Origin of the sequence: Oribacterium sp. WCC10, assembly GCF_900113415.1 — a bacterium.
Taxonomy (GTDB): Bacteria; Bacillota; Clostridia; order Lachnospirales; family Lachnospiraceae; genus Oribacterium.
Map to the genome: position 1 here is coordinate 19,351 of NZ_FOPH01000012.1, position 21,372 is coordinate 40,722.

Here is a 21,372-nt window from a genome sequence, read left to right on the forward strand (position 1 = left end):
AGACAAAAACAGTCTTTTCGTTGTTGAGTATAGAATAATGGAGGAACGTAAAGCATAAAACGCTAAACGGTCCTATAAGAATGACATTAGTGTCATGTAAAGTCTTTGTTTTATAAAGCGGATATATGAATATCCATGAACAGGATAAAAGCCTTTGCTTATTTTGGGAGATTAAAAAATGAATTTTGCATTGATTTCGCTTGTAGTACTGGCTGTGGTAGTAGCAGTCGGATTTATCAAAAAGGTTAATATCGGATTCTTTTCCATCGGAGCAGCATTTCTTCTTGGTATGGCAGGAGACCTTTCTGCCAAGGATATCACCAAGGGATTTTCAAGTTCCATGTTTGTAACTCTCGTCGGTGTAACATTCCTCTTTGGTATGGCTTCACAGAACGGTACATTGGATCTTTTCTCTAAGAAGGTAGTTGCTCTTGTAGGTAAGAGAACATACCTTATCCCGATTCTGATGTTTGCTCTTTCAGCATTTATCTCAGCAATCGGACCTGGTCACATCGCAGCAGGTATCCTTATGACAACATTTGCCGTATATCTTGCATTTGAGCTTGATATCAATCCTATGGCAACTGCACTCTATGCTAAACTCGGCGCCAATGCAGGATGCGCGTCACCTTTGTCCATGACGGGTATACTTGCAAAAAATCTGAGTGAGCCACTCGGATATTCAGGATTTGGTTTACACCTTTTCCTTACAACACTTCTTTCCGGCTTTGTATTTACAGCAATCATGTATGTTTATTATAAGGGATATAAGGTTAAGGCAGACAATCCTCTCAAGCTTTCTGACATCCCTGCATTCAACCGTAACCAGAAGATCACAATGGCTGCCATCGCAGTTATGGTTATCTGCTGTATCGGTTTCAAGCTTGACACAGGACTTTTCGCTTTCGTTGCAGCAGCAGTTCTTATACTTCTCGGATGTGCTGATGAAAAGAAAGCTATCAAGGGAATTCCATGGGGAACACTGATGCTCATCTGTGGTGTTGGCCTTCTTGTAAATGTTATCGACAAGCTTGGCGGTATCACACTCATCTCTGATTTCTTAAGTTCACTTATGACAAAGTCAACAGCTTGTCCTATCATGGCAGCTACTTCAGGTATCCTTTCATGGGTGAGCTCAACAACAGGTGTTGTAATGCCTACACTTTATCCTATTACTGACAATATCGTTAAGACATTTGGTGACGGAGTAAGTTACGTAGAGATTATTTCAGCACTCACAGCTACATCATTTGCGGCAGCTATCAGCCCTCTTTCAACAGGTGGTGCTATCATCATGTCTTCTTATTCTGCAGCTAAGGAGACAACAACTGAAGAGATGAACAAGATGTTCAGAACCCTGTTCCTCTTATCAGTTATGAACGTTGTTATCAACGTGCTTATGTCTGCATTAGGTATTTTTAATCTTGGCGGACTTTTCTACTAATTCATCCGGTATGTCAGGAATATAATTTTCAGTGCCGTTTCTACTTGAAAGGAAGTGATAGGGTAGGAACGGCATGTTTTTTCAAAAAAGCATAGGAATATTGTATACAGTGCATCGACTATAATAGGATAAGCCTATACAATATATATCCTTATAAATATTTTACTATTATTAATACCTGAATTAATATATTTGCATAGATCATAGATAAGAGAAAAACAATAAAGAGAAGAAAGTGTGGTAAAATAAATATGTATTTTCCACAAACAACTTAAGAATTGTTGTGCAGTTTGCTAATATCTATGGGATCTTAAGTCGGGTTGATTTTAGCCCATTAGGGCATCATTTAAGGAGGTTTTATTATGGTTAAGCTTCATGAAGGCGGAGTATACCTGGTTAACGGAACAGAGCTTGTTCCTGAGGCAGAAGCGGCTAAGGTAGAGCAGCTTACAGGGAAGGCAGCTGATAAGGCAGAGGCAAAGAAGGGTACCATTGCTTATGGTATCATGGAGTCTCATAACACAAATGATAACATGGACGATCTAAAGATCAAGTTCGATGCCATGGTATCACATGATATCACTTATGTAGGTATCATTCAGACTGCAAGAGCTTCAGGAATGGAAAAGTTCCCTCTTCCTTATGTACTTACATGCTGCCACAATTCACTTTGCGCAGTTGGCGGAACCATCAATGATGATGATCACTATTTTGGACTTTCTGCAGCAAAGAAGTATGGCGGAATCTATGTACCACCTCATGTTGCGGTTTGCCACCAGTTCATGCGTGAGAAGTTCGCAGGCGGCGGAAAGATGATCCTTGGTTCAGATTCACATACCCGTTACGGTGCCCTTGGAACCATGGCTATCGGAGAAGGCGGCGGAGAGCTTTCAAAACAGCTTCTTGAGCAGACATATGATGTTGCATACCCTGGTGTAGTTTGTATCTACCTTACAGGAAAGCCGGCCCCATTTGTAGGACCTCATGATATTGCACTTGCTATCGAGAGAGCAGTATTCAAGAATGGATATGTAAAGAATAAGGTAATGGAGTTTGTCGGACCGGGAGTATCATCTATGACAACCGATTTCAGAAACGGTGTAGATGTTATGACAACAGAGACAACATGTCTTTCATCTGTATGGAGAACAGACGACGATACCAAGGCATTCCTTACAATGCATGGCAGAGGAGATGATTTCAAGCAGCTTGATCCTGCATCTGTTGCATACTATGACGGTTGTGTAGAAGTAGATCTTTCTTCTATCCGTCCTATGATTGCACTTCCATTCCATCCATCAAATGCATATGAGATTTCAGAACTTTATGCAAATCTTGAGGATATCCTCCGTGAGACAGAGAAGGAAGCTGAGAAGGTAGCTGAGGGAAGAGCACATTTCACTCTTCTTGATAAGATCACAGCTGATCATAAGCTTCAGGTACAGCAGGGTATCATCGCAGGATGTGCCGGCGGTAACTATACAAACGTTGTAGAGGCTGCTCATGCTCTTAAGGATAAGAATATCGGTGACGGTGAGTTCTATCTCAGCGTATATCCTTCATCACAGCCTGTATATACAGATCTTGACCGTAAGGGACTTCTTGCAGATCTTATGGATGCCGGTGCTATCATCCGTTCAGCTTTCTGCGGACCTTGCTTCGGTGCCGGTGATACACCTGCAAACAATGCGCTTTCAATCCGTCATACAACCAGAAACTTCCCTAACCGTGAAGGCTCAAAGCCGGGTAATGGCCAGATGTCAGCAGTATGCCTTATGGATGCACGTTCTATCGCTGCTACAGCAGCCAATAAGGGTATTCTTACATCAGCTGAAGAACTTGATTGCTGGGGCGATATTCCTGAGTACAACTATGATGACAAGGCATACAGAAACAGATTATATCAGGGCTGGAGTGAGGCTAAGCCTGAGACAGAGCTTCGTTTCGGACCAAACATCAAGGACTGGCCTGAACAGGAGCCTATGACAGATAACATCCTCCTTAAGGTTTCATCAAAGATCCTCGATGCCGTAACAACAACGGATGAGCTTATTCCTTCAGGTGAGACTTCTTCATTCAGATCAAATCCTCTCGGACTTGCTGAGTTTACACTTTCAAGAAGAGATCCTCAGTATGTTGGTCGTGCAAAGGCTGTAAGAGACCTTGAGACTGAGCGTAAGAATGGAAATGTTCCTTCTGAGATAGCTGATGTATTTAAGGTTATCAACACAATTCCGGGTCAGGAGAATGTTAATGCGTCAGATGTTGAGATTGGTTCTACAATCTACTCCAACAAGCCGGGTGACGGCTCTGCCCGTGAACAGGCTGCTTCATGTCAGAGAGTACTTGGCGGACTTGCAAACATCACTCAGGAGTATGCTACCAAGAGATACAGATCCAATTGTATGAACTGGGGTATGGTTCCATTCCATCTCAAGGGCGAGCCTGACAAGTTCGAGGTAGATGATTACATCTATGTTCCGGGTATCAAGAAGGCTCTTCAGGATAATGAGCTTTCAGATATCAAGGCTTATGTTATCAAGGATGGTAAGGCAACAGAAATCGAACTCTATGTTCTTCCTATGACTCCGAATGAGCGTCAGATCGTTCAGGACGGTTGCCTCATTAACTTTAACAAGTTTGGTCATGCAAAGGATTTTGCATAAATCAGAGCATATTTATATCATTTTTAAGTCCGGGATATCCCCGGACTTTTTGTTTATGAAAAATTAATAATTAAGAAGAAAAATGAGTCGAATAAAAAAATGTACCAAAAATCCTTAAATTGTAAAAATATAATTTTGAATATAATATTTGCCGGAAAATTAAAGCGCTTACAGATACAAAAGTATAGGATGAACCTATGGACATCATAATGGTATAACTATTTTACTATAAAGAAGGATTAGACTATTATGTATTTACCACAATTAAAAAGTTTAAATTCATAATTTGCTAGGATATAATTGCTAGTAGTTAAGGCGCTTAAGGGCGCTATGGTATGTGAATGGTGATTTGCAAGCAGAGTGCATAGTGTGCTCTGCCGGCAGTCATTTAAAACTTTAGTAACATGTTTACGCAGGATCAAGGGAAAGGTCCTGTATCCAAGGAGGAAGCTATGGAAATTAAGAAACCTGCTGTAGCGGGCACTATGGAATCCAGTGACTGCCAGGTTACTGTTGAGCCTGGTGACGGAAAGATTGATTTCACACTGGACTCTGCAGTTGCTCATCAGTTCGGAAATCAGATCAAAAAGGTAACATACGAGACACTCAATAATCTTGGTGTTGATAACGTTAAGATCTCTATCGTTGATAAGGGAGCGCTTGACTGCACAATTAAGGCTCGTATCGAGGGCGCAGTATTCCGTTCAGTAGACCAGTACAAAGATTTACCATGGGGAGGTGCAATCAGATGATCGAGAATCCTAATAAGAAGAGATTAAGAAGATCCATGATGTTCCTGAATGCACAGAAGCCTTCACTCATCAAGGATCCGTATATTTATAAGATTGACTCTCTCATGCTTGATCTTGAGGATGCCGTAGCAGTAACTGCCAAGGATACAGCAAGATTTTCACTTTATCATGCTCTTAAGACCATCGACTACAGAGGATCAGAGCGAGTAGTTCGTATCAATGGTCTCGATACAGATCTTTGGGAAGAGGATATCCGTGTCTGTGTAGCAGGTGGTGCTGATGTTATTCGTATCCCTAAGACAGAGGATGCTTCTATGGTTCGTGCCGTAGAGGAGAAGATTGTTGCAGCTGAGGAAGAGTTTAACAGAGAGCCCGGTTCAACACTTATCATGTCAGCTCTCGAGTCCTGCAAGGGCGTTATGAACGCATACGAGGTATGTACATCATCAGACCGTATGATCGGTGTAGCTCTTTCAGGTGGAGATTATACAAAGGATCTTCAGACAAGAATCACAGGAACAGGCGTTGAGCTTATGGGTGCCCGTCAGCAGATGATCATTGCAGCCCGTGCAGCAGGTGTTCAGTGTTTCGATACTGTCTGGACAAATCTTGATGATATGGAAGGCTTCCGTAAGGAAGTACAGATGATACATGATATGGGATTTGACGGAAAATCATGTATCAACCCTCGTCAGATCGATATCGTTCATGAGATCTATACCCCTACTCAGAAGGAGATCATCTTCTCAGAGAAGGTTATCAAGGAAATCGATGACAAGAAGGCCAAGGGCATCGGTGTATTCACTGTTGATGGAAAGATGATTGATATTGCTTTCTATGACGGTGCTAAGAGAAACATCATGCTTGCAAAGGCTGCCGGAGTATATAAGGGGGATCTGTAATTATGATTAATGCAGTTGGTAGAGACATACCTGAGGAGATCTTAAAGGCTACAGGTAAAGAAGTTTTCCAGGGAACTCATCACTTCGACGGTTTTGAGTATCAGACAGCTTCACATAAAGTAAAGTGCGTTATTAATTCAAACGGCTCTAAGCTTGTTGACAGCATTCATGACGTACTCGTCAAGTGCGGAATCAAGGATGGTATGACACTTTCATTCCACCATCATTTCCGTAATGGTGATAAGGTTCTTAACATGGTTATGGAAGAAGTTCATAACATGGGCATCAAGAACATCACTATCTGTGCTTCATCACTCGGAAGCCAGAATGACCCTATCGTTTATATGCTTGATGATGGAACAATCACAAATATCCAGTCATCAGGTGTTCGTGGTGAGATCGGTAAGGCAATCTCAACAGGCAGACTTCAGGGTCTTGCAATCATGCGTTCACACGGTGCACGTTCAAGAGCTATCGAGAGTGGTGAGACACATATCGATATCGCTTTCATCGGTGCTCCTACAGCAGATGAGTACGGTAACCTTAACGCTAACGGCGGTAAGGCAGACTGCGGTGTTCTTTCATACTCAGCAACTGATGCTATGTATGCAGATCGCGTAGTTGCAGTTACAGATACACTTGTACCGTTCCCTAACCTTCCTGCACAGATCACACAGACTTATGTTGATTATGTAGTTAAGGTTGACGAAATCGGTGATCCTACAAAGATCGCTACAGGTGCTGCAAAGCCTACAACAGACCAGAGAAAGCTTCTCATGGCCAAGTACTGCACAGATTTCGTTGTTGCAACTCCTTACTTCAAGGAAGGTTTCTCATATCAGACCGGTGTTGGTGGAGCTTCTATCGCTTCAACAAAGTTCCTTGCTGAGATCATGAGAGAGAAGAATATCCACATGTCTTTCGGTGTAGGTGGTATCGCTAAGCCAATGTGCGATCTTCTTGAGGAGGGTCTCATCAAGACTCTTGTTGATACACAGGATTTCGATCAGGACGCTATCAAGTCTGTTGCTACAAATCCTAACCACCACTACATCACAGCAAGTGAGTATGCAGATCCTTTCAACAAGGGCGCATATGTTAACAAGCTTGACTTCGTTATCCTTGCTGCTCTTGAGGTTGATACACACTTCAACTGTAACGTAGTTGTAGGTTCTGACGGTGTTATCACAGGTGCTCAGGGTGGACATCCGGATACTGCTGCAGGTGCTAAGTGTACTATCGTTATCGCGCCTATCATGCAGGGAAGAATTCCTACAATCTGTACTGATTGTACAACTGTTACAACTCCTGGTGAGGATGTTGACGTTGTTGTTACAGATTACGGTATCGCTATCAATCCTAAGAGAACTGATCTCATCGAGGCTACAAAGGATAAGGGACTTCCTATCAAGACTATCGAAGAGCTCAGAGATATCGCTTACAGCATCACAGGCGAGCCTGAGAAGGTTCAGTTCGGTGATCGTGTAGTTGGTATCATCGAGGGTCGTGACGGTACTATCATGGACGTTGTTCGTGAGATCAAGCCTTTCGAGTTTAAGGGCTGATAGATTAGCTGTTTTAATTAAACCAAATGAAATGTCTGATGCCCGGCATCGGGATATTTTGAGGCTTAAACATTAACCATAAAGATGCATGGCGTTGTGATTGACTTAAAGACAGGTCACAACGCCATTTCTTTTTATGTGAAAAGGACATAATATATATAATATGACGGATAATTATTATATTGCAGAGGGCAGACCTTTTTCGGGAAGAGAGTGTGACAGGTTAAAAGCATTTCTGAAGGAACGTGGGCTCGATTATGATGATAAGATTACCTATACTGCCTGCATCATGGATGAAAATACGGGAGAGATAGCAGCTACAGGTTCTATAAGCGGAATCATTCTAAAGTGTGTGGCGGTGTCGGAGCATTATCATGGTCAGGGACTGCTCAGTGATCTGATGTCGAAGCTTTATGAAGAAATGTATAATAAAGGTACGGTACATTTTGTCGGGTTCACCAAGCCTAAAAATCTTGATATATTCAAGCATATGGGGTTGTATCCCATAGTAGAGACTGAACACATCGTTTATCTTGAGAACAAAAAGGATGAATTCAGTAAGTATCTTAAGAGACTTAGGGAAAAGAGTGATAAATTGATATCAGAGTTTGAGGATGCTTCAGAGAACGAAAACGTAAGATGCTCTGCTCTTGAAAATGTATTTATGGAAGAACTGTCTAAAGCTGCATTTGCCGGAGATCCTGAGACATTGACATTTCCGGGATACCTGATACCGGCTCAACAGATACCTACATATTTTATACAAGACAAGGAAAATGCGTTAGCATATCGTGAAGAACTGGTGGATAAGCTGAAAGCCATGGTCAGGGATGCTTTAGGGCTGTGAGTCCCTTAATATCATTCGTTTTATTATGATGATGTATGGATCATAGATAATAGTATGCAAGAATGCTCATGAGGCATTTAAGGGGGAGGAGATAGGATGGGAGTTTTAGCGGATTTTGAACATGAAGTTACAGTGCCGGAGATGCTGCTCGCAAGAGATCACAGAGTGGAGATGCAGAGACAGCTTATAGAGGAATATCATAATCCTGTGATCTGTTTTATGCTTAATATACCCGGTCCACACAAAACAGGCGATGACTTTGCACGTGCTTTCGGTTACGGAGTTGAAAAAATCAGATATAAGCTAACTGAACAGGAAATGACGGTTGTGAAGGAGATTAAAGAAGAGGCCGTTACAGGATATGTGTATTATCTATCGGTAGAAAGTGATGCATTGGCCATAAAAAAAGCTATGTGCGATATCGAGGAAGAGAATCGCATAGGACGTATTTTTGATATAGATGTACTTCGGACAGATGGCAGCAAAGTCAGTCGTGAGGAGTTCGGGATGGGACCGAGAAAATGTCTCATGTGCGAGGAAGAAGCTCATATTTGTGCAAGAAACAGAACCCACACGGTTGATTCAATGGTATCTGAGATACATAAAATAATAGAAAAAACAGGGATTCAGGAAGTTTGAAAATACTTAATCACAGGAGCTTATGGAACTTCAAAATGCAGTGTAAAAATGCATTAAACGCACCAGGGCCATACTTAAGATATAAAGGGACAATAGATGCGAACTGAGAACAGACATCAATTACATAACAGGGAAGAACTTCTGGAAAAAGTGGGGTGGGATGTTCGTAATTCACTTTTGGGAGAAGTATATGCCACACCTAAACCGGGGCTAGTGGACAGACGTGATACCGGTGCTCACAGTGACATGAACTATGAGACGTTTCTTGCAAGTACAGAGGCTATAACGCCATATCTTGTAAAGATGTTTGAAGCCGGATTTGACATGAGGGATGAAGCTGGTCATGTGGATAATGCAGGAATCCGGAAGGATAATCTTACAAGCGAAGAAAGAGTATTTCTTCAAATTAGAAAAATAGGCATAGATGCAGAAAATGCCATGAATGCGGCGACCGGGAATGTAAATACCCATAGAGGCATGATATTTACAATGGGTATACTTCTTGCGGCTTCTGGAATTTTGGCCGGAAAAAAATTGCATGTGGTTTTCGACAAAGATCATGAAGAGCATCATGATGGTTGTGGAGAGGCTTCGATTAAATGTGGACAAACTCATGACGAGGAAAATATATACGGTGAATGTAAGTTTTCCTCCTCTGATGTGGATGGTGATGATATTGAAAAAGAGACATTATCAAAAGATGCACATAAGCTCTTTACTATAGATGAAATCCTCAGTTTGGGACAGAGTATGACCGGTAGAATACTTGAAAAAGACTTTGCAGAGATGGAAAAGAGAGAGCCAAGATCGCATGGGGAAAAGCTCTATCGTAAGTATGGGGAAAAGGGTATCAGAGGTCAGGCCATGGATGGATTTCCCATCATACGAGACATTGGTATTCCGGCTATGCGGAAGTATCTGAAGCTTAAGGATGATGCAGCGGCAAGAAGTGAGATAGGTGAGAAAGCAACTTTAAGAGAAGATTTGCTTGACGGAGAAGGCAGGATGAGGGACGAGCACTTTGAAAATGCCGTGAACATCAGCACTCTCATAGAAATCATGTCGAAGCTTTCCGATACCAATGTTCTGACAAGAAGCTCATATGAGGATATGGAGTGGCTTAAATCGGAAAGTAAAAGAATAGTGGAGTTGGGCGCAATTTTCAGTTCGGAAGGGGTTTCTTCAATAGAAGAACTTAATGTAAAATGTATTGAGAAAAATATAAGTCCGGGTGGGGCTGCGGATATTTTGGCGGTAACCATACTACTATTGAAGCTGGAGGAGTATAGATATGTATGAGTGTCCAAATTGTGGAGGAGATCTGCGATTCGATATACCTTCTCAAAAACTGAGGTGTGAGCATTGTGATACGACATTTGATCCATATTCTGTTGTTTATGAAGAGGATGCAAAGGAGACAAAAGATGCCCTTCAGGTGACTATCTTTACCTGTAAAAGCTGTGGTGCGGAGATATCAAGTACAAATCTAAATGCTTCGGGATTTTGTAGTTACTGCGGTCAGCCGGCGGTATTTTCTTCAAGGATCAGTAATGAAAGAAAACCGGAGAAGATCATTCCGTTTAAGATAGATAAGGCAGCATGCAGGGAAAACTTCATCAAACGAATGAAGGGGGCACTTTATGCGCCTAAGGAACTCAGTGATCCGGACTCTCTTTCCGGATTTGTAGGCATTTATATGCCGTATTGGCTATATGATTTTTCAATCGGTCCACAGGTGATAGTGCCGGTTTCTAAAAGTAAGGAAAAAGGTAACTATATCTATACGGATAAGTTCAACATGACTATAGAGTTATCAGGAAAATTTGAGGGAATGGCATTTGACGCATCAAGCTCTTTTGATGATCATATAGCTGATGTTATAGCACCTTATGATGCCAGGGAAATGATGGATTTTACGCCTTCATTTCTATGTGGATTCTATGCGGATGTGCCGGATGTGGGCTCCGAAACATATAAAGATGATGCGGAAGTTTCAGTACTGAAGCATACCTTCAAAGTGATCGATGCGGAATGCAAGAAAAAGGGATTTGACAGAGACAGTCTGGGCAGTAATGTTTCAAGAGCGGAGGATGCTGTCAAACTTAAGTATTCCGGTGAGAAGGAAGCGATGCTTCCCGTATGGTTTCTTACATATCGAAAAGGAGATAGAGTATGTTATTCTGTCATGAACGGTGTGACTGGAAAACTTGCGGCGGATATACCTGTTGATTTCAAGAAGTTTTATCTGACATCACTTTTGATAGCGATTCCGGTATTTATATTGCTTAACTTAAGTTTCACTGTTCAGGCCAAGTCGACACTTGTATTCTCAATGATAATGGCCGTGGTTACGGCTTTTATCTATAAAAAGGAAATAGACATTATAAAAGCCAAGGAAGATCCGTTCAGTGATCAGGGATATGTTGCTGCGAGATGCAATGGTGCATTTAAGGACGGGAAAAAAGTAGAGTCCAATGCCTACAAGGAGATAGGCAGTACGCTTTCAAAGAAGTCATCCGGAATGGGTGGATTTTCTATCATAGGTTTTCTTGTTTTGGCATACTGGGGAATTCAGATGGTTCTCGGAGTGGTTTATATTCTTGTGGAATTCTGGCCGCTAATACTTCTTGGAGTTATCATTGTCGGAATCTGGATGCTGTGGGATACAATAAAAGGCAACAATAAAAAGAAGAAAGCGGCAGAGGGAAAGACAAAGAGCATACCTGAGAGGATACAAAAAGATTTCAGATTCACTGAAATTTCGGGTGTTATCCTTGGACTCATCATAGCGATCGTGGTTCTTATATGGAATCCTATAGATGATATCAATTATTATATCGCAAGTACAATTGTGTTCCTGGGCATAGTTTATACCATAACAGGAATCATTAAAAAATATAATATTTTGTCGACACACCCGATACCGGAGTTCTTTGACAGGGAAGGAGCCAACATCCATGCTTAAAAAGAAGAATAACATAAAGATGCTGCTCACCGGATTAAGCTTCGGGTATATCATGAAGAAATATAAAAGACACAGGTATGAGATCCACAGGAACAGGGCTTCTGTATTTCTGAGAGCTGTCATAGGAATGCTGATTGCGGTTTTTATATTTGCGTCGGAAGGATATGCTTCTCAAACATTGGATGATGTCAGCATAGATACAAATGATTACAATGCTGAATCGAATGGAGATTATATAGAAGAGTATACAGATGAAGAGGAAACCGAGACGGAGTGGCTTGAAGAAGCTGAGATTGAGGGAAGAGAGTTCTATAGAAATCCTGATACGGGATATGTGGTTTATATACGTGATGAAGCAAATCTTCTTACTGATGATGAAGAGGAATCACTTGCCGTCAGTATGCAGCCTCTTACGGAAATAGGAAATGCTGCTTTTGTTTCAAGCATTGCAATACATGCAGATTCTACTGATTACTTTACAGAAGCAAAATATCAGGAATTGTATGGATGGGAAAGCGGCACCATGTTCATGATAGATATGGACTTCAGGGAGATATATATACACAGCGATGGTGAGATGTTTAAGGTTATAAATCGTGCCCGTGCTTTGACCATTACTGACAATGCTTACAGGCTTGCAGGAAAGGGAGATTACTACGGCTGTGCAAATCTGGTGTTTGATCAGATGATCCGGGTTATAAACGGTGAGCGTATAGCTCAGCCTATGAAGTACACAAGTAATGCCGTTCTCGCGATTATCATCGCTCTTCTTATGAATTTTGGATTGCTGGTGTTTTCCAGAAGGTCATACGCAAAAGAAATGAAGACCGAAGAGGTGCTTATGCACGCCATGAACAGCTTCGTGGTGGGAGCAAGTGTTGAGGCGTTCATTAGACAAACAAAGCAATATGTGTCACATTCTTCCGGCAGCAGTGGCGGAAGTCATCACAGTAGTGGTGGGTCTCATAGCAGCGGAGGATTCCATAGCAGCGGAGGCGGCCACCATGGCGGAGGCGGTGGACATAGATTTTGAGTGGAGGAGTTTTGCATCAGCAAAACTCCGACCGAAATGGCAGTTTTTCAGAAGGAAAAACTGTTTTGCGAAGCAAAATCAGGTGAAGGCCAACGAAAGGCCGAACCTGACCCGAAGATAGAGTAAAGGAAATAATAATTTATGGCAGAAGCTAATTATGCAATATCATCAGTGGGACCACGTGACAGATATATGATGGAACAGGTGGAACAACTGCTTGAAAGAGAAGGGATACACCTTGATAAGAATCTGGATTATACGGCAGCTATGCTTGATGACGATTACAATGTTATAGCCACAGGCAGCTGTTTCGGAAATACACTGAGATGCATGGCGGTAAGCTCTGATCATCAGGGTGAGGCATTGATGAATGACATAGTGTCGCATCTTATCGAGTATCAGTACAGCAGAGGAAACTATCATCTTTTTCTCTACACCAAGTGTAATACTGCATTATTTTTCTCAAGTCTTGGCTTTCGTGAGATAGCCAGAATGGAAGAATCAAATATAGTGTTCATGGAGAACAAAAGAACCGGTTTCGGAGATTATCTTGAAAGACTTCGCAAGGAATCTATTGAACAGCTCGAAAAAATGGATGATGAAAAAGCCGGTATATATCTTGAACATTTAAAAATGTATTCTGATTCGAAGTATGCTGTAGATAAGAGTTTTGTAAATGATGATTCCAAAACGGATGGAAAGACAGAAGATGCAGCCTTAAAGAGCGAATGCATCAGAGTCGGTGCAATAGTAATGAATGCGAATCCTTTTACTTTAGGACATCAGTATCTTGTTGAGACAGCACTGAAGGGATGCGATATACTTCATATCTTTATGGTATCTGAGGACGCCAGTCTTGTCCCTTTCAGCGTCAGAAAGAAACTTATCAAGGAGGGTACCGAGAAGCTTGACAGAATCATTTACCATGAATCAGGTTCATATATCATAAGTTCTGCAACATTTCCAGCATATTTCCAAAAGGGAGATAATGCGGTAATAAAGAGTCAGGCCGGTATAGATCTCCATGTATTTGAAGGAATAGCAGCCAAGCTTCATATAAATGAAAGATTTGTTGGAAGCGAACCAACATCTCTCGTTACAGGAATTTACAATGATATTATGGCTGAGGCATTACCGAAGGCAGGAATTGAGTGTCACATCATAGAGAGAAAAGAAGCTGACGGAAAGGCAATATCTGCTTCGACGGTAAGACAGGCTTTACACGACGGTGATATGGATACAGTGAAAAAACTTGTCCCGGAAACAACGTATAGTTTTTTCATAAGCGATGAGGCGAAACCGGTTATCGACAGGATAAAACAGGAATGTGACGTAGTGCATTACTGATCAAAATAAGTCTTGCAATACAGATACTTTTATATTAAAATATGTCAGTATTTTGTGAGCTTGTATACTGAAAATGCTTAGTACAGAGCCACGAAGCAATATTATTTAATTAAATTAGTATAAACAGAATGGAATATTCAGGGGTTTCATTGCTTTCTTCAATGGATATTGAGGAAACCATAAAGGGAATCCTGAGGGATTCCTGCATTTTTTAGGAGGATTTTATGGTATCAGCAGGTGATTTCAGAAACGGTGTCACACTCGAGATTGATGGTCAGGTTGTTCAGATCATTGAGTTCCAGCACGTTAAGCCAGGTAAGGGAGCAGCTTTCGTAAGAACAAAGCTTAAGAATGTAATCAACGGTGGTGTTACAGAGCGTACATTCCGTCCTACAGAGAAGTTCCCACCAGCACACATCGACAGACAGGATATGCAGTATCTTTACGATGATGGTGAGATGTATAACTTCATGAATCCTGAGACATTTGAGCAGATCGCTCTTTCACACGATGAGATCGCTGATTCTATGAAGTTTGTTAAGGAGAACGAGACAGTTCGTGTTGATTCTTACCAGGGTAAGGTATTCGCAGTAGAGCCACCTCTTAAGGTTACTCTTGAGGTTACTCACACTGAGCCGGGCGTTAAGGGCAACACAGCTACAGGTGCTACAAAGCCTGCAACACTTGAGACAGGTGTAGAGATTCAGGTTCCTCTTTTCGTTAATATCGGAGACAAGGTTATCGTTTCTACACAGACAGGTCAGTACGAGTCTCGTGGCTAATTAAAGAATTTTGCGGAGAAATCTCCGTTATGAGAAAGGTTTCCCGAAAGGAAGCCTTTTTTTTATAAAGATGAAAAGGAGTTTTACATTGACTACAATACTTAATATTATAGGAGATGCGGTAAGAACAGGTTTTGTTCTCGCAGGATATGATTCAGAACTTGGAAAAGTTACAGTATCCAATCGTCCTGATCTTTGTGAATATCAGTGCAACGGTGCAATGGCCGGTGCAAAGCAGTATCATAAGAAGCCTATAGATATCGCAAATGAAGTAGTAGAGAAGCTTAAGGACATGAAGAGAGATGATGTTCTTATGTTTTCAGAAGTGAATGCGGTTATGCCGGGATTTATAAACATTAATCTCTCACAGGATCTTGTAAAGAAGTATCTCAATGAGATGACATTCCATGAGGATCTGGGACTTGATGCACATGAAGGCAAGAAAATCATCGTTGATTATGGTGGAGCTAATGTTGCAAAGCCTCTTCATGTCGGACATCTTCGCTCGGCTGTTATCGGTGAAACAATCAAGCGTATGGCTAAACAGCAGGGAAATGAGGTTATCGGTGATGTACACCTCGGTGACTGGGGTCTTCAGATGGGACTCATCATTGCTGAGCTTGAAGACAGAGGCCAGCTTGATGCAGAGCTCAATATCTCACAGCTTGAGGAGATTTATCCGTTCGCATCAAAGAAGGCAAAAGATAAAAATGAAGACGGAACTCTTGTGAATCCTGAGTTTGCAGAGCGTGCCCATACAGCTACAGTTAAGCTTCAGGAAGGTGATCCTAAGTACCGTGAGGTATGGAAGAAGATTATGGCTGTTTCTGTTGCCGACCTTAAGAAGAACTATGGAAATCTGGATGTACACTTCGATCTTTGGAAGGGCGAAAGTGATGCACAGCCTTATATTCCGGGACTTATACAGGATCTTCAGGATAAGGGACTTGCATATGAGTCACAGGGGGCTCTGGTAGTTGATGTCAATGAGCCTACAGATCCTAAGGAAATTCCTCCATGTATGGTTCGTAAGTCAGATGGTGGTGCGCTTTATGCAACATCCGATCTGGGAACCATCATTGAACGTGAGAAGCTGTATCAGCCGGACGGATACATTTACATCGCTGACAGCCGTCAGTCACTTCACTATACCCAGTTCTTCAGAGTTGCCAGAAAGGCAGGCTTTGTAAGACCTGAGGAAGATCTTAAGTTCATCGGTTTCGGTACTATGAATGGTAAGGACGGAAAGCCGTTCAAGACTCGTGAGGGTGGTGTTCTTCGTCTTGAGAATCTCATCAGAGAGACCAATGAGAAGGTTCTTGAGCGTATCAAGGAGTCAAGAGGCGATGAAATCAGTCAGGAAGAAGCAGAGAATATCGCAACACTTGTCGGCCTTGCAGCCCTCAAGTATGGGGATCTCAGCAATCAGGCTACCAAGGATTATATTTTCGATCTTGATAAGTTTACTTCCTTTGAAGGTAATACAGGACCATATATTCTGTATACTATCGTTCGTATAAGCTCAATCATCAGAAAGTTCATGCAGGAGCAGGGAGCTTCAGCTGATATGAGCGTTGAGGACTTTATCAAGAGTCGTGCGGTTGATTTCACAATCCTTCCTATAGAGGATAAGAGCGGACGTGCGCTTGAGACACTTCTGACAAGATATCATGATGAGATAAATGGCGCATGGAGAGATCTTGCACCTCACCGTATATGTTCATATATCTATGAAGTATCCAATGCCTTCAACAGCTTCTACCATGATGTTAAGTTCCTTAGTGAGCCTGACGAGGCAAAGAAGCAGGGCTACATGGGACTTTTGATGCTTACATGGAAGGTACTTAACACCTGTATAGATACATTGGGCTTCAGCGCACCTGAGAGAATGTGAGTGGAGGAGTTTTGCATCAGCAAAACTCCGACCGAAATGGCAGTTTTTCAGAAGGAAAAACTGTTTTGCGAAGCAAAATCAGGTGAAGGCCAACGAAAGGCCGAACCTGACCGGCGGAGCGCCAGCGGGAACGGCCAAGTAAACAAGTTTTGCATCAGCAAAACTCCGACCGACATGGCAGTTTTTCAGAAGGATAAACTGTTTTGCAAAGCAAAATCAGGTGAAGGCCGACCAAAGGCCGAACCTGACCTGCGGAGCGCCGTCGGGTACGGCCGGGTATAATAGTTTGTGGAAAGGAAAATATAGTTATGAAATACTTCATAGCAAGTGACATACATGGTTCTGCATATTGGTGCAGAAAGACATTGGAAGCATTTGAAGAGAGTGGTGCGAAGAGAATGGTACTTCTCGGTGACATACTCTATCATGGACCACGTAATGATCTTCCGAAAGACTATGCTCCGAAGGAAGTCATAGCTATGTTGAATCCTCTTAAGGACAGAATATGGGCGGTTCGTGGTAACTGTGAAGCGGAAGTTGACCAGATGGTTCTTGAATTTCCTGTACTTGCCGATTATGCAATTCTTGTATTGAATGGACATACAATTTTTGCGACTCACGGGCATGTTTTCAATGAAGAGAAGCTTCCGCCGATAATGGAGGGGGATGTACTTCTTCATGGACACACTCATCTTCTCAAGGCTGAAAAGCTTGAAAAAGACGGTAAGAACTTTTACCACCTGAATCCGGGAAGTACGTCTATACCAAAGGGTGGTAATCCAAACACATATGCTATACTTGATGGCGATGTGTTTAGTGTTTATGACTTTGATGGAAATATTGTTAAGTCTATTGAACTCGGCTGACTTTAATATGATTTGAATCAATTTTTTAGACAGAGTTTTGGAAAAAAACAGACGTCAGGGTTAAATGAAAAAGGATGCACAGTGCGTGATACACTGGCATCCTTTTTGATATCTGAATAATTATTTCACCATCAGCATACGGAACATATCCATAACCTGTTCCTTTGTAGCTTCTCTCGGGTTGCCCGGATAGCATGCATCATTAAGCGCATCTTCGGCAATCTGAGGAAGATCCTCTTCTGTAATCTTGTCGAGAGTCTTGGGGATACCTACATCCTCTGAAAGCTTCTTTACAGCGTCGATAGCTGCCTTCTGGTATTCTTCTTTGGACATTTCATCGACTCCCTTTACGCCCATAGCACGAGCGATCTCTTTAAGGCGCTCACCGGTGAAATCCTTATTGAATTCCATCGAGATAGGCAGAAGCATTGCGCATGCTACGCCGTGAGGTGTGTCGTAGTGTGCTGAAAGTGTATGAGCCATAGCATGGTCGATTCCTAGACCTACATTAGAGAAACCCATGCCTGCAATATACTGGCCGAGAGCCATGCCTTCACGTCCTTCCGGCTCATTATTTACAGCCTGTCTAAGGTGCTTTGATATGAGCTTGATAGCCTCAAGATGGAACATATCCGAAAGTTCCCATGCACCTCTTGTTGTATATCCTTCGATAGCATGTGTAAGAGCATCCATACCGGTAGCTGCTGTAAGTCCCTTAGGCATCGATGACATCATATCAGGATCAACAACTGCATACTTAGGTATATCATGAACATCTACACATACGAACTTACGAACTTTCTCAACATCTGTGATGACATAGTTGATTGTAACTTCAGCTGCAGTTCCTGCTGTTGTAGGAACTGCGATGGTAGGTACTGCATTATTTTTGGTAGGTGAAACGCCTTCAAGTGATCTTACATCTTCAAATTCAGGATTGTTAATGATAATGCCTACAGCCTTTGCTGTGTCCATAGATGAACCACCACCGATGGTAATGATTGAATCGCATCCTGCAGCCTTATAAGCCTTTACTCCATCCTTAACGTTCTGAATAGTAGGATTCGGCTTGATCTCTGAATAAAGTATATATTCGATTCCCTCTTTATCAAGAAGGTCAGTAACCTTTCCTGTTACTCCAAACTTTACAAGATCAGGATCTGAACATACGAAAACCTTCTTGAAGCCTTCATTCTTAGCTATTCCCGGAATCTCGTTAATAGCTCCCTTTCCATGATACGATACTGTGTTAAGTACAAATCTGTTAGCCATAATTACATCTCCTTTTTAAAATAATAACAGCCTTACTTTTTTGATTTTCCGAAAGGCTGACTCGTTCAATATTTGTTAAGTAATTAACATTCGACGCTGTATTTATGATAGCAAAACAGAAAATATTTATCAATTAAACACTAAAATACAGCAATAAATTATAGTTTTTTGTGTAATATATTTAAAATTGCTCTTTGGAGTTTAATGCAGAATTACGGATAAAGATTTAGTGCATCATACCACAGGTCAACTTGAGCACTTGTACACTTTTACACTTTGCAACAATAAAACAGCTTTCATCAGGCATAATCTTAGAGTAAAATGAAACTCAGTGCTTTTTTCTATTATCGAAGAAAAGTGTTTTATAGGAAGCGGGTATACTTATGAGAACAGTTGTTGCAAAATTCGGTGGAACATCTTTGGCAGATGCCGGTCAGTTTAAAAAAATAAAAGATATAATATCTAAAGATCCAGACAGAAAATTTATTGTTGCATCAGCTCCGGGAAAACGTTTTCCCGAAGATGTAAAGGTGACTGATATGCTTTTGAAGTGCTATCATCATGCAAAAAATGATGAAGATTATGAACAGGATATATGTGAAATACAAAAACGCTTTCAGGAAATCATAGATGAACTGCACATTGATTTCACATTGGATGAAGAAATAGATACTATCAGAAAACATTTGTCTGAAAATCCCGACAGTCAGTATATGGCAAGTCGGGGAGAGTATTTGAACTCGCAGTTACTTGCAGCCTTTCTTGGTTTTACATTTGTTGACCCGGCCTGGTGTGTCTGTTTTAATGAAGACGGAACTTTGGACAGCAACATGACAAGGCGTGCAATGGGAGCTGCGCTTAGACCACTGAAGAAGGCTGTAGTTGCAGGATTTTACGGAGCTGATTCTGACGGCAGAATTCATACATTTTCAAGAGGCGGTTCTGATGTTACCGGAAGTCTTGTGGCAAGCGCCATACAGGCTGACCTGTACGAAAACTGGACCGATGTTTCAGGTCTTCTTGCTGCTGATCCACGTATTGTTGATTCTCCAAAATCCGTGGAGTATCTAAGTTACCGCGAGCTTAGAACACTTTCCTATATGGGTGCATCAGTGCTTCATACAGATGCTGTTTTACCTGCATCTGATCTCGGTATCCCCATTAATATCAGAAACACAAACAGTCCTGATGATCATGGCACAATTATCGTTCGTAAACTGCCCGAAGGAAAGGTGAAGCATCCTGTAGTAGGAGTTGCCGGTCGTCTCGGTATGTCGGTTATTCAGGTAGAAAAGGTTATGGTCAGTGACGGTTCAGGTTTCAGTGCTATAATGCTGGATATTCTCAGAGAACGTAAACTGCCTTTTGAACAGTGTCTCACAGGAATCGATACAATTACTCTTGTCATCAGAAGTGACCTTTTGAATCCTTGCAAGGATGAACTTCTGACAGAGATTAAATCAAAGCTCAGTCCTGATTATCTTGGCATAAAAGAAAATCTAAGCATGATTGCTGTTGTGGGCGAAAGAGGAACAGAGTCCAGCGATGCCAATGTCAAAGTACTTCATGCTATTGATAATGCCGGCATTGAGATCAGCACCATAAATCAAGGCGCCGGTAAACTCAATCTTCTTATAGGCGTTCCTGAAGAAAGATACAAGGATGCCATCATAGCAATCTACGAATCCATAGACAGTTCACTTAATGAAGTCTGATGCTGTTTCGAGACAGGTTGATGGTGAAATAAAATACGTATAAATTGATTATTATTTTTTCATGAGGAAACTATGATTTGAGTCAGGCATTATCTTTAGTGATTCATGAATCAATAATGGAAAATTGATAAAGCAAAATAAATTTCAAGGTCCGAAGAGTTTTTTACCTCTTCGGACCTTTTTTTGGTATCATATTACTATAGCGTTATTAATGTTAACGGGAGCAGTGGTATGAATGTGAATGAAATAGATAAGAGAGAGTTCTGTGTTGATGCGGAAATATCAGAGCTGGATTCAGTGCTTGATTTTGTAAATGAATATCTTGAAGAACTCGGATGTTCCATGGGACTAACCATGAAGATAGATGTTGCAGTTGAGGAGATTTTCGTTAACATTGCCCACTATGCCTACAAAAAGATAAATCCCGATTTGAAGGGGAATGCTTGGATATCTATATCGAAGAATGAGACTGGTGACAGGGTTCAGATAGGATTCAGAGATAAGGGTATAGCGTACAATCCACTGGAAAAGGAAGACCCTGATACTACTCTTGATGCGGAAGATCGTGAGATAGGAGGTCTTGGGATATTCATGGTGAAGAAATCCATGGATGATATTTTGTATGAAAGAACAGGGGATGAGAATTTTCTCATGCTGATAAAGAAGATAATATAAAGACTGGC

Annotated in this window: 17 protein-coding genes; 16 read left to right on the top strand and 1 reads right to left on the bottom strand. The window is 41.6% G+C overall.

Annotated features, from left to right (window positions below; all coding sequences use genetic code 11):
• The first annotated feature begins 178 nt into the window (after window positions 1-178).
• The 14 genes from BM294_RS09610 to yfcE all read left to right on the top strand — a co-directional run bounded on the left by BM294_RS09610 (window position 179) and on the right by yfcE (window position 17,702).
• The gene (locus BM294_RS09610) at window positions 179-1,444 is read left to right on the top strand and encodes an ArsB/NhaD family transporter (RefSeq protein WP_091207483.1); all 1,266 of its coding nucleotides are present in this window, start codon (window positions 179-181) and stop codon (window positions 1,442-1,444) included.
• Between the two features lie 362 nt (window positions 1,445-1,806).
• Window positions 1,807-4,110 carry a hydratase gene (locus BM294_RS09615; RefSeq protein WP_091207486.1) on the top strand — a complete coding sequence of 768 codons (2,304 nt, stop codon included), beginning with the start codon at window positions 1,807-1,809 and terminating at the stop codon, window positions 4,108-4,110.
• Window positions 4,111-4,562: 452 nt separating this feature from the next.
• Entirely contained in the window at window positions 4,563-4,862 is a 300-nt protein-coding gene (citD, locus tag BM294_RS09620; protein ID WP_091207488.1) for a citrate lyase acyl carrier protein, read from the top strand.
• Complete coding sequence (locus BM294_RS09625) at window positions 4,862-5,764, top strand: aldolase/citrate lyase family protein (RefSeq protein WP_091207689.1); 903 nt, start codon at window positions 4,862-4,864, stop codon at window positions 5,762-5,764. Before citD ends, BM294_RS09625 begins: the two co-directional genes overlap by 1 nt.
• A 2-nt stretch (window positions 5,765-5,766) precedes the next feature.
• On the top strand, window positions 5,767-7,329 hold the full coding sequence (gene citF, locus BM294_RS09630; protein ID WP_091207491.1) for a citrate lyase subunit alpha: 1,563 nt from the start codon (window positions 5,767-5,769) through the stop codon (window positions 7,327-7,329).
• Between the two features lie 163 nt (window positions 7,330-7,492).
• On the top strand, window positions 7,493-8,176 hold the full coding sequence (locus BM294_RS09635) for a nucleotidyl transferase family protein (RefSeq protein ID WP_091207495.1): 684 nt from the start codon (window positions 7,493-7,495) through the stop codon (window positions 8,174-8,176).
• Window positions 8,177-8,272: 96 nt separating this feature from the next.
• Window positions 8,273-8,815: a citrate lyase holo-[acyl-carrier protein] synthase gene (gene citX, locus BM294_RS09640; protein ID WP_091207497.1), complete on the top strand. Its 543-nt coding sequence runs from the start codon at window positions 8,273-8,275 to the stop codon at window positions 8,813-8,815.
• Between the two features lie 96 nt (window positions 8,816-8,911).
• Complete coding sequence (locus tag BM294_RS09645; protein WP_091207500.1) at window positions 8,912-10,114, top strand: triphosphoribosyl-dephospho-CoA synthase; 1,203 nt, start codon at window positions 8,912-8,914, stop codon at window positions 10,112-10,114.
• Window positions 10,107-11,780, top strand: a complete 1,674-nt coding sequence (locus BM294_RS09650; RefSeq protein ID WP_091207503.1) for a TFIIB-type zinc ribbon-containing protein — start codon at window positions 10,107-10,109, stop codon at window positions 11,778-11,780. Before BM294_RS09645 ends, BM294_RS09650 begins: the two co-directional genes overlap by 8 nt.
• Window positions 11,773-12,813, top strand: coding sequence for a TPM domain-containing protein (locus BM294_RS09655; RefSeq protein ID WP_091207506.1), 1,041 nt, complete (start codon window positions 11,773-11,775; stop codon window positions 12,811-12,813). The genes BM294_RS09650 and BM294_RS09655 overlap by 8 nt, the downstream gene beginning before the upstream one ends.
• A gap of 192 nt (window positions 12,814-13,005) precedes the next feature.
• A complete protein-coding gene (locus BM294_RS09660) occupies window positions 13,006-14,160 on the top strand; it encodes a [citrate (pro-3S)-lyase] ligase (protein WP_442950779.1) in 1,155 nt (384 codons plus the stop codon).
• A 224-nt stretch (window positions 14,161-14,384) separates the two neighbouring features.
• Window positions 14,385-14,942, top strand: a complete 558-nt coding sequence (gene efp, locus BM294_RS09665) for an elongation factor P (protein ID WP_091207508.1) — start codon at window positions 14,385-14,387, stop codon at window positions 14,940-14,942.
• A gap of 88 nt (window positions 14,943-15,030) precedes the next feature.
• Window positions 15,031-16,836, top strand: a complete 1,806-nt coding sequence (argS, locus tag BM294_RS09670; protein ID WP_091207511.1) for an arginine--tRNA ligase — start codon at window positions 15,031-15,033, stop codon at window positions 16,834-16,836.
• Window positions 16,837-17,144: 308 nt separating this feature from the next.
• Window positions 17,145-17,702: a phosphodiesterase gene (gene yfcE / locus BM294_RS09680; protein ID WP_091207517.1), complete on the top strand. Its 558-nt coding sequence runs from the start codon at window positions 17,145-17,147 to the stop codon at window positions 17,700-17,702.
• 120 nt (window positions 17,703-17,822) lie between these two features.
• On the opposite strand, the gene fucO is transcribed toward yfcE, so the two are convergent.
• Complete coding sequence (gene fucO, locus BM294_RS09685; protein ID WP_091207520.1) at window positions 17,823-18,974, bottom strand: lactaldehyde reductase; 1,152 nt, start codon at window positions 18,972-18,974, stop codon at window positions 17,823-17,825.
• Between the two features lie 383 nt (window positions 18,975-19,357).
• On the opposite strand from fucO, the gene BM294_RS09690 reads away from it, so the two are divergent.
• Together BM294_RS09690 and BM294_RS09695 are read left to right on the top strand one after the other, a co-directional pair.
• Window positions 19,358-20,689, top strand: a complete 1,332-nt coding sequence (locus BM294_RS09690; protein WP_091207523.1) for an aspartate kinase — start codon at window positions 19,358-19,360, stop codon at window positions 20,687-20,689.
• Between the two features lie 231 nt (window positions 20,690-20,920).
• Window positions 20,921-21,364 (top strand): ATP-binding protein, encoded by a 444-nt coding sequence (locus BM294_RS09695; protein ID WP_091207526.1) that lies wholly within the window; start codon window positions 20,921-20,923, stop codon window positions 21,362-21,364.
• Window positions 21,365-21,372 lie beyond the last annotated feature (8 nt).

Coding starts and splice junctions, on each gene's coding strand:
- BM294_RS09695 (WP_091207526.1), top strand. CDS start 20,921: ATGAATGTGAATGAAATAGATAAGAGAGAGTTCTGTGTTGATGCGGAA.
- BM294_RS09655 (WP_091207506.1), top strand. CDS start 11,773: ATGCTTAAAAAGAAGAATAACATAAAGATGCTGCTCACCGGATTAAGC.
- BM294_RS09650 (WP_091207503.1), top strand. CDS start 10,107: ATGTATGAGTGTCCAAATTGTGGAGGAGATCTGCGATTCGATATACCT.
- citX (WP_091207497.1), top strand. CDS start 8,273: ATGGGAGTTTTAGCGGATTTTGAACATGAAGTTACAGTGCCGGAGATG.
- fucO (WP_091207520.1), bottom strand. CDS start 18,974: ATGGCTAACAGATTTGTACTTAACACAGTATCGTATCATGGAAAGGGA.
- BM294_RS09660 (WP_442950779.1), top strand. CDS start 13,006: ATGATGGAACAGGTGGAACAACTGCTTGAAAGAGAAGGGATACACCTT.
- citD (WP_091207488.1), top strand. CDS start 4,563: ATGGAAATTAAGAAACCTGCTGTAGCGGGCACTATGGAATCCAGTGAC.
- BM294_RS09615 (WP_091207486.1), top strand. CDS start 1,807: ATGGTTAAGCTTCATGAAGGCGGAGTATACCTGGTTAACGGAACAGAG.
- BM294_RS09690 (WP_091207523.1), top strand. CDS start 19,358: ATGAGAACAGTTGTTGCAAAATTCGGTGGAACATCTTTGGCAGATGCC.
- BM294_RS09635 (WP_091207495.1), top strand. CDS start 7,493: ATGACGGATAATTATTATATTGCAGAGGGCAGACCTTTTTCGGGAAGA.
- efp (WP_091207508.1), top strand. CDS start 14,385: ATGGTATCAGCAGGTGATTTCAGAAACGGTGTCACACTCGAGATTGAT.
- BM294_RS09610 (WP_091207483.1), top strand. CDS start 179: ATGAATTTTGCATTGATTTCGCTTGTAGTACTGGCTGTGGTAGTAGCA.
- yfcE (WP_091207517.1), top strand. CDS start 17,145: ATGAAATACTTCATAGCAAGTGACATACATGGTTCTGCATATTGGTGC.
- citF (WP_091207491.1), top strand. CDS start 5,767: ATGATTAATGCAGTTGGTAGAGACATACCTGAGGAGATCTTAAAGGCT.
- BM294_RS09645 (WP_091207500.1), top strand. CDS start 8,912: ATGCGAACTGAGAACAGACATCAATTACATAACAGGGAAGAACTTCTG.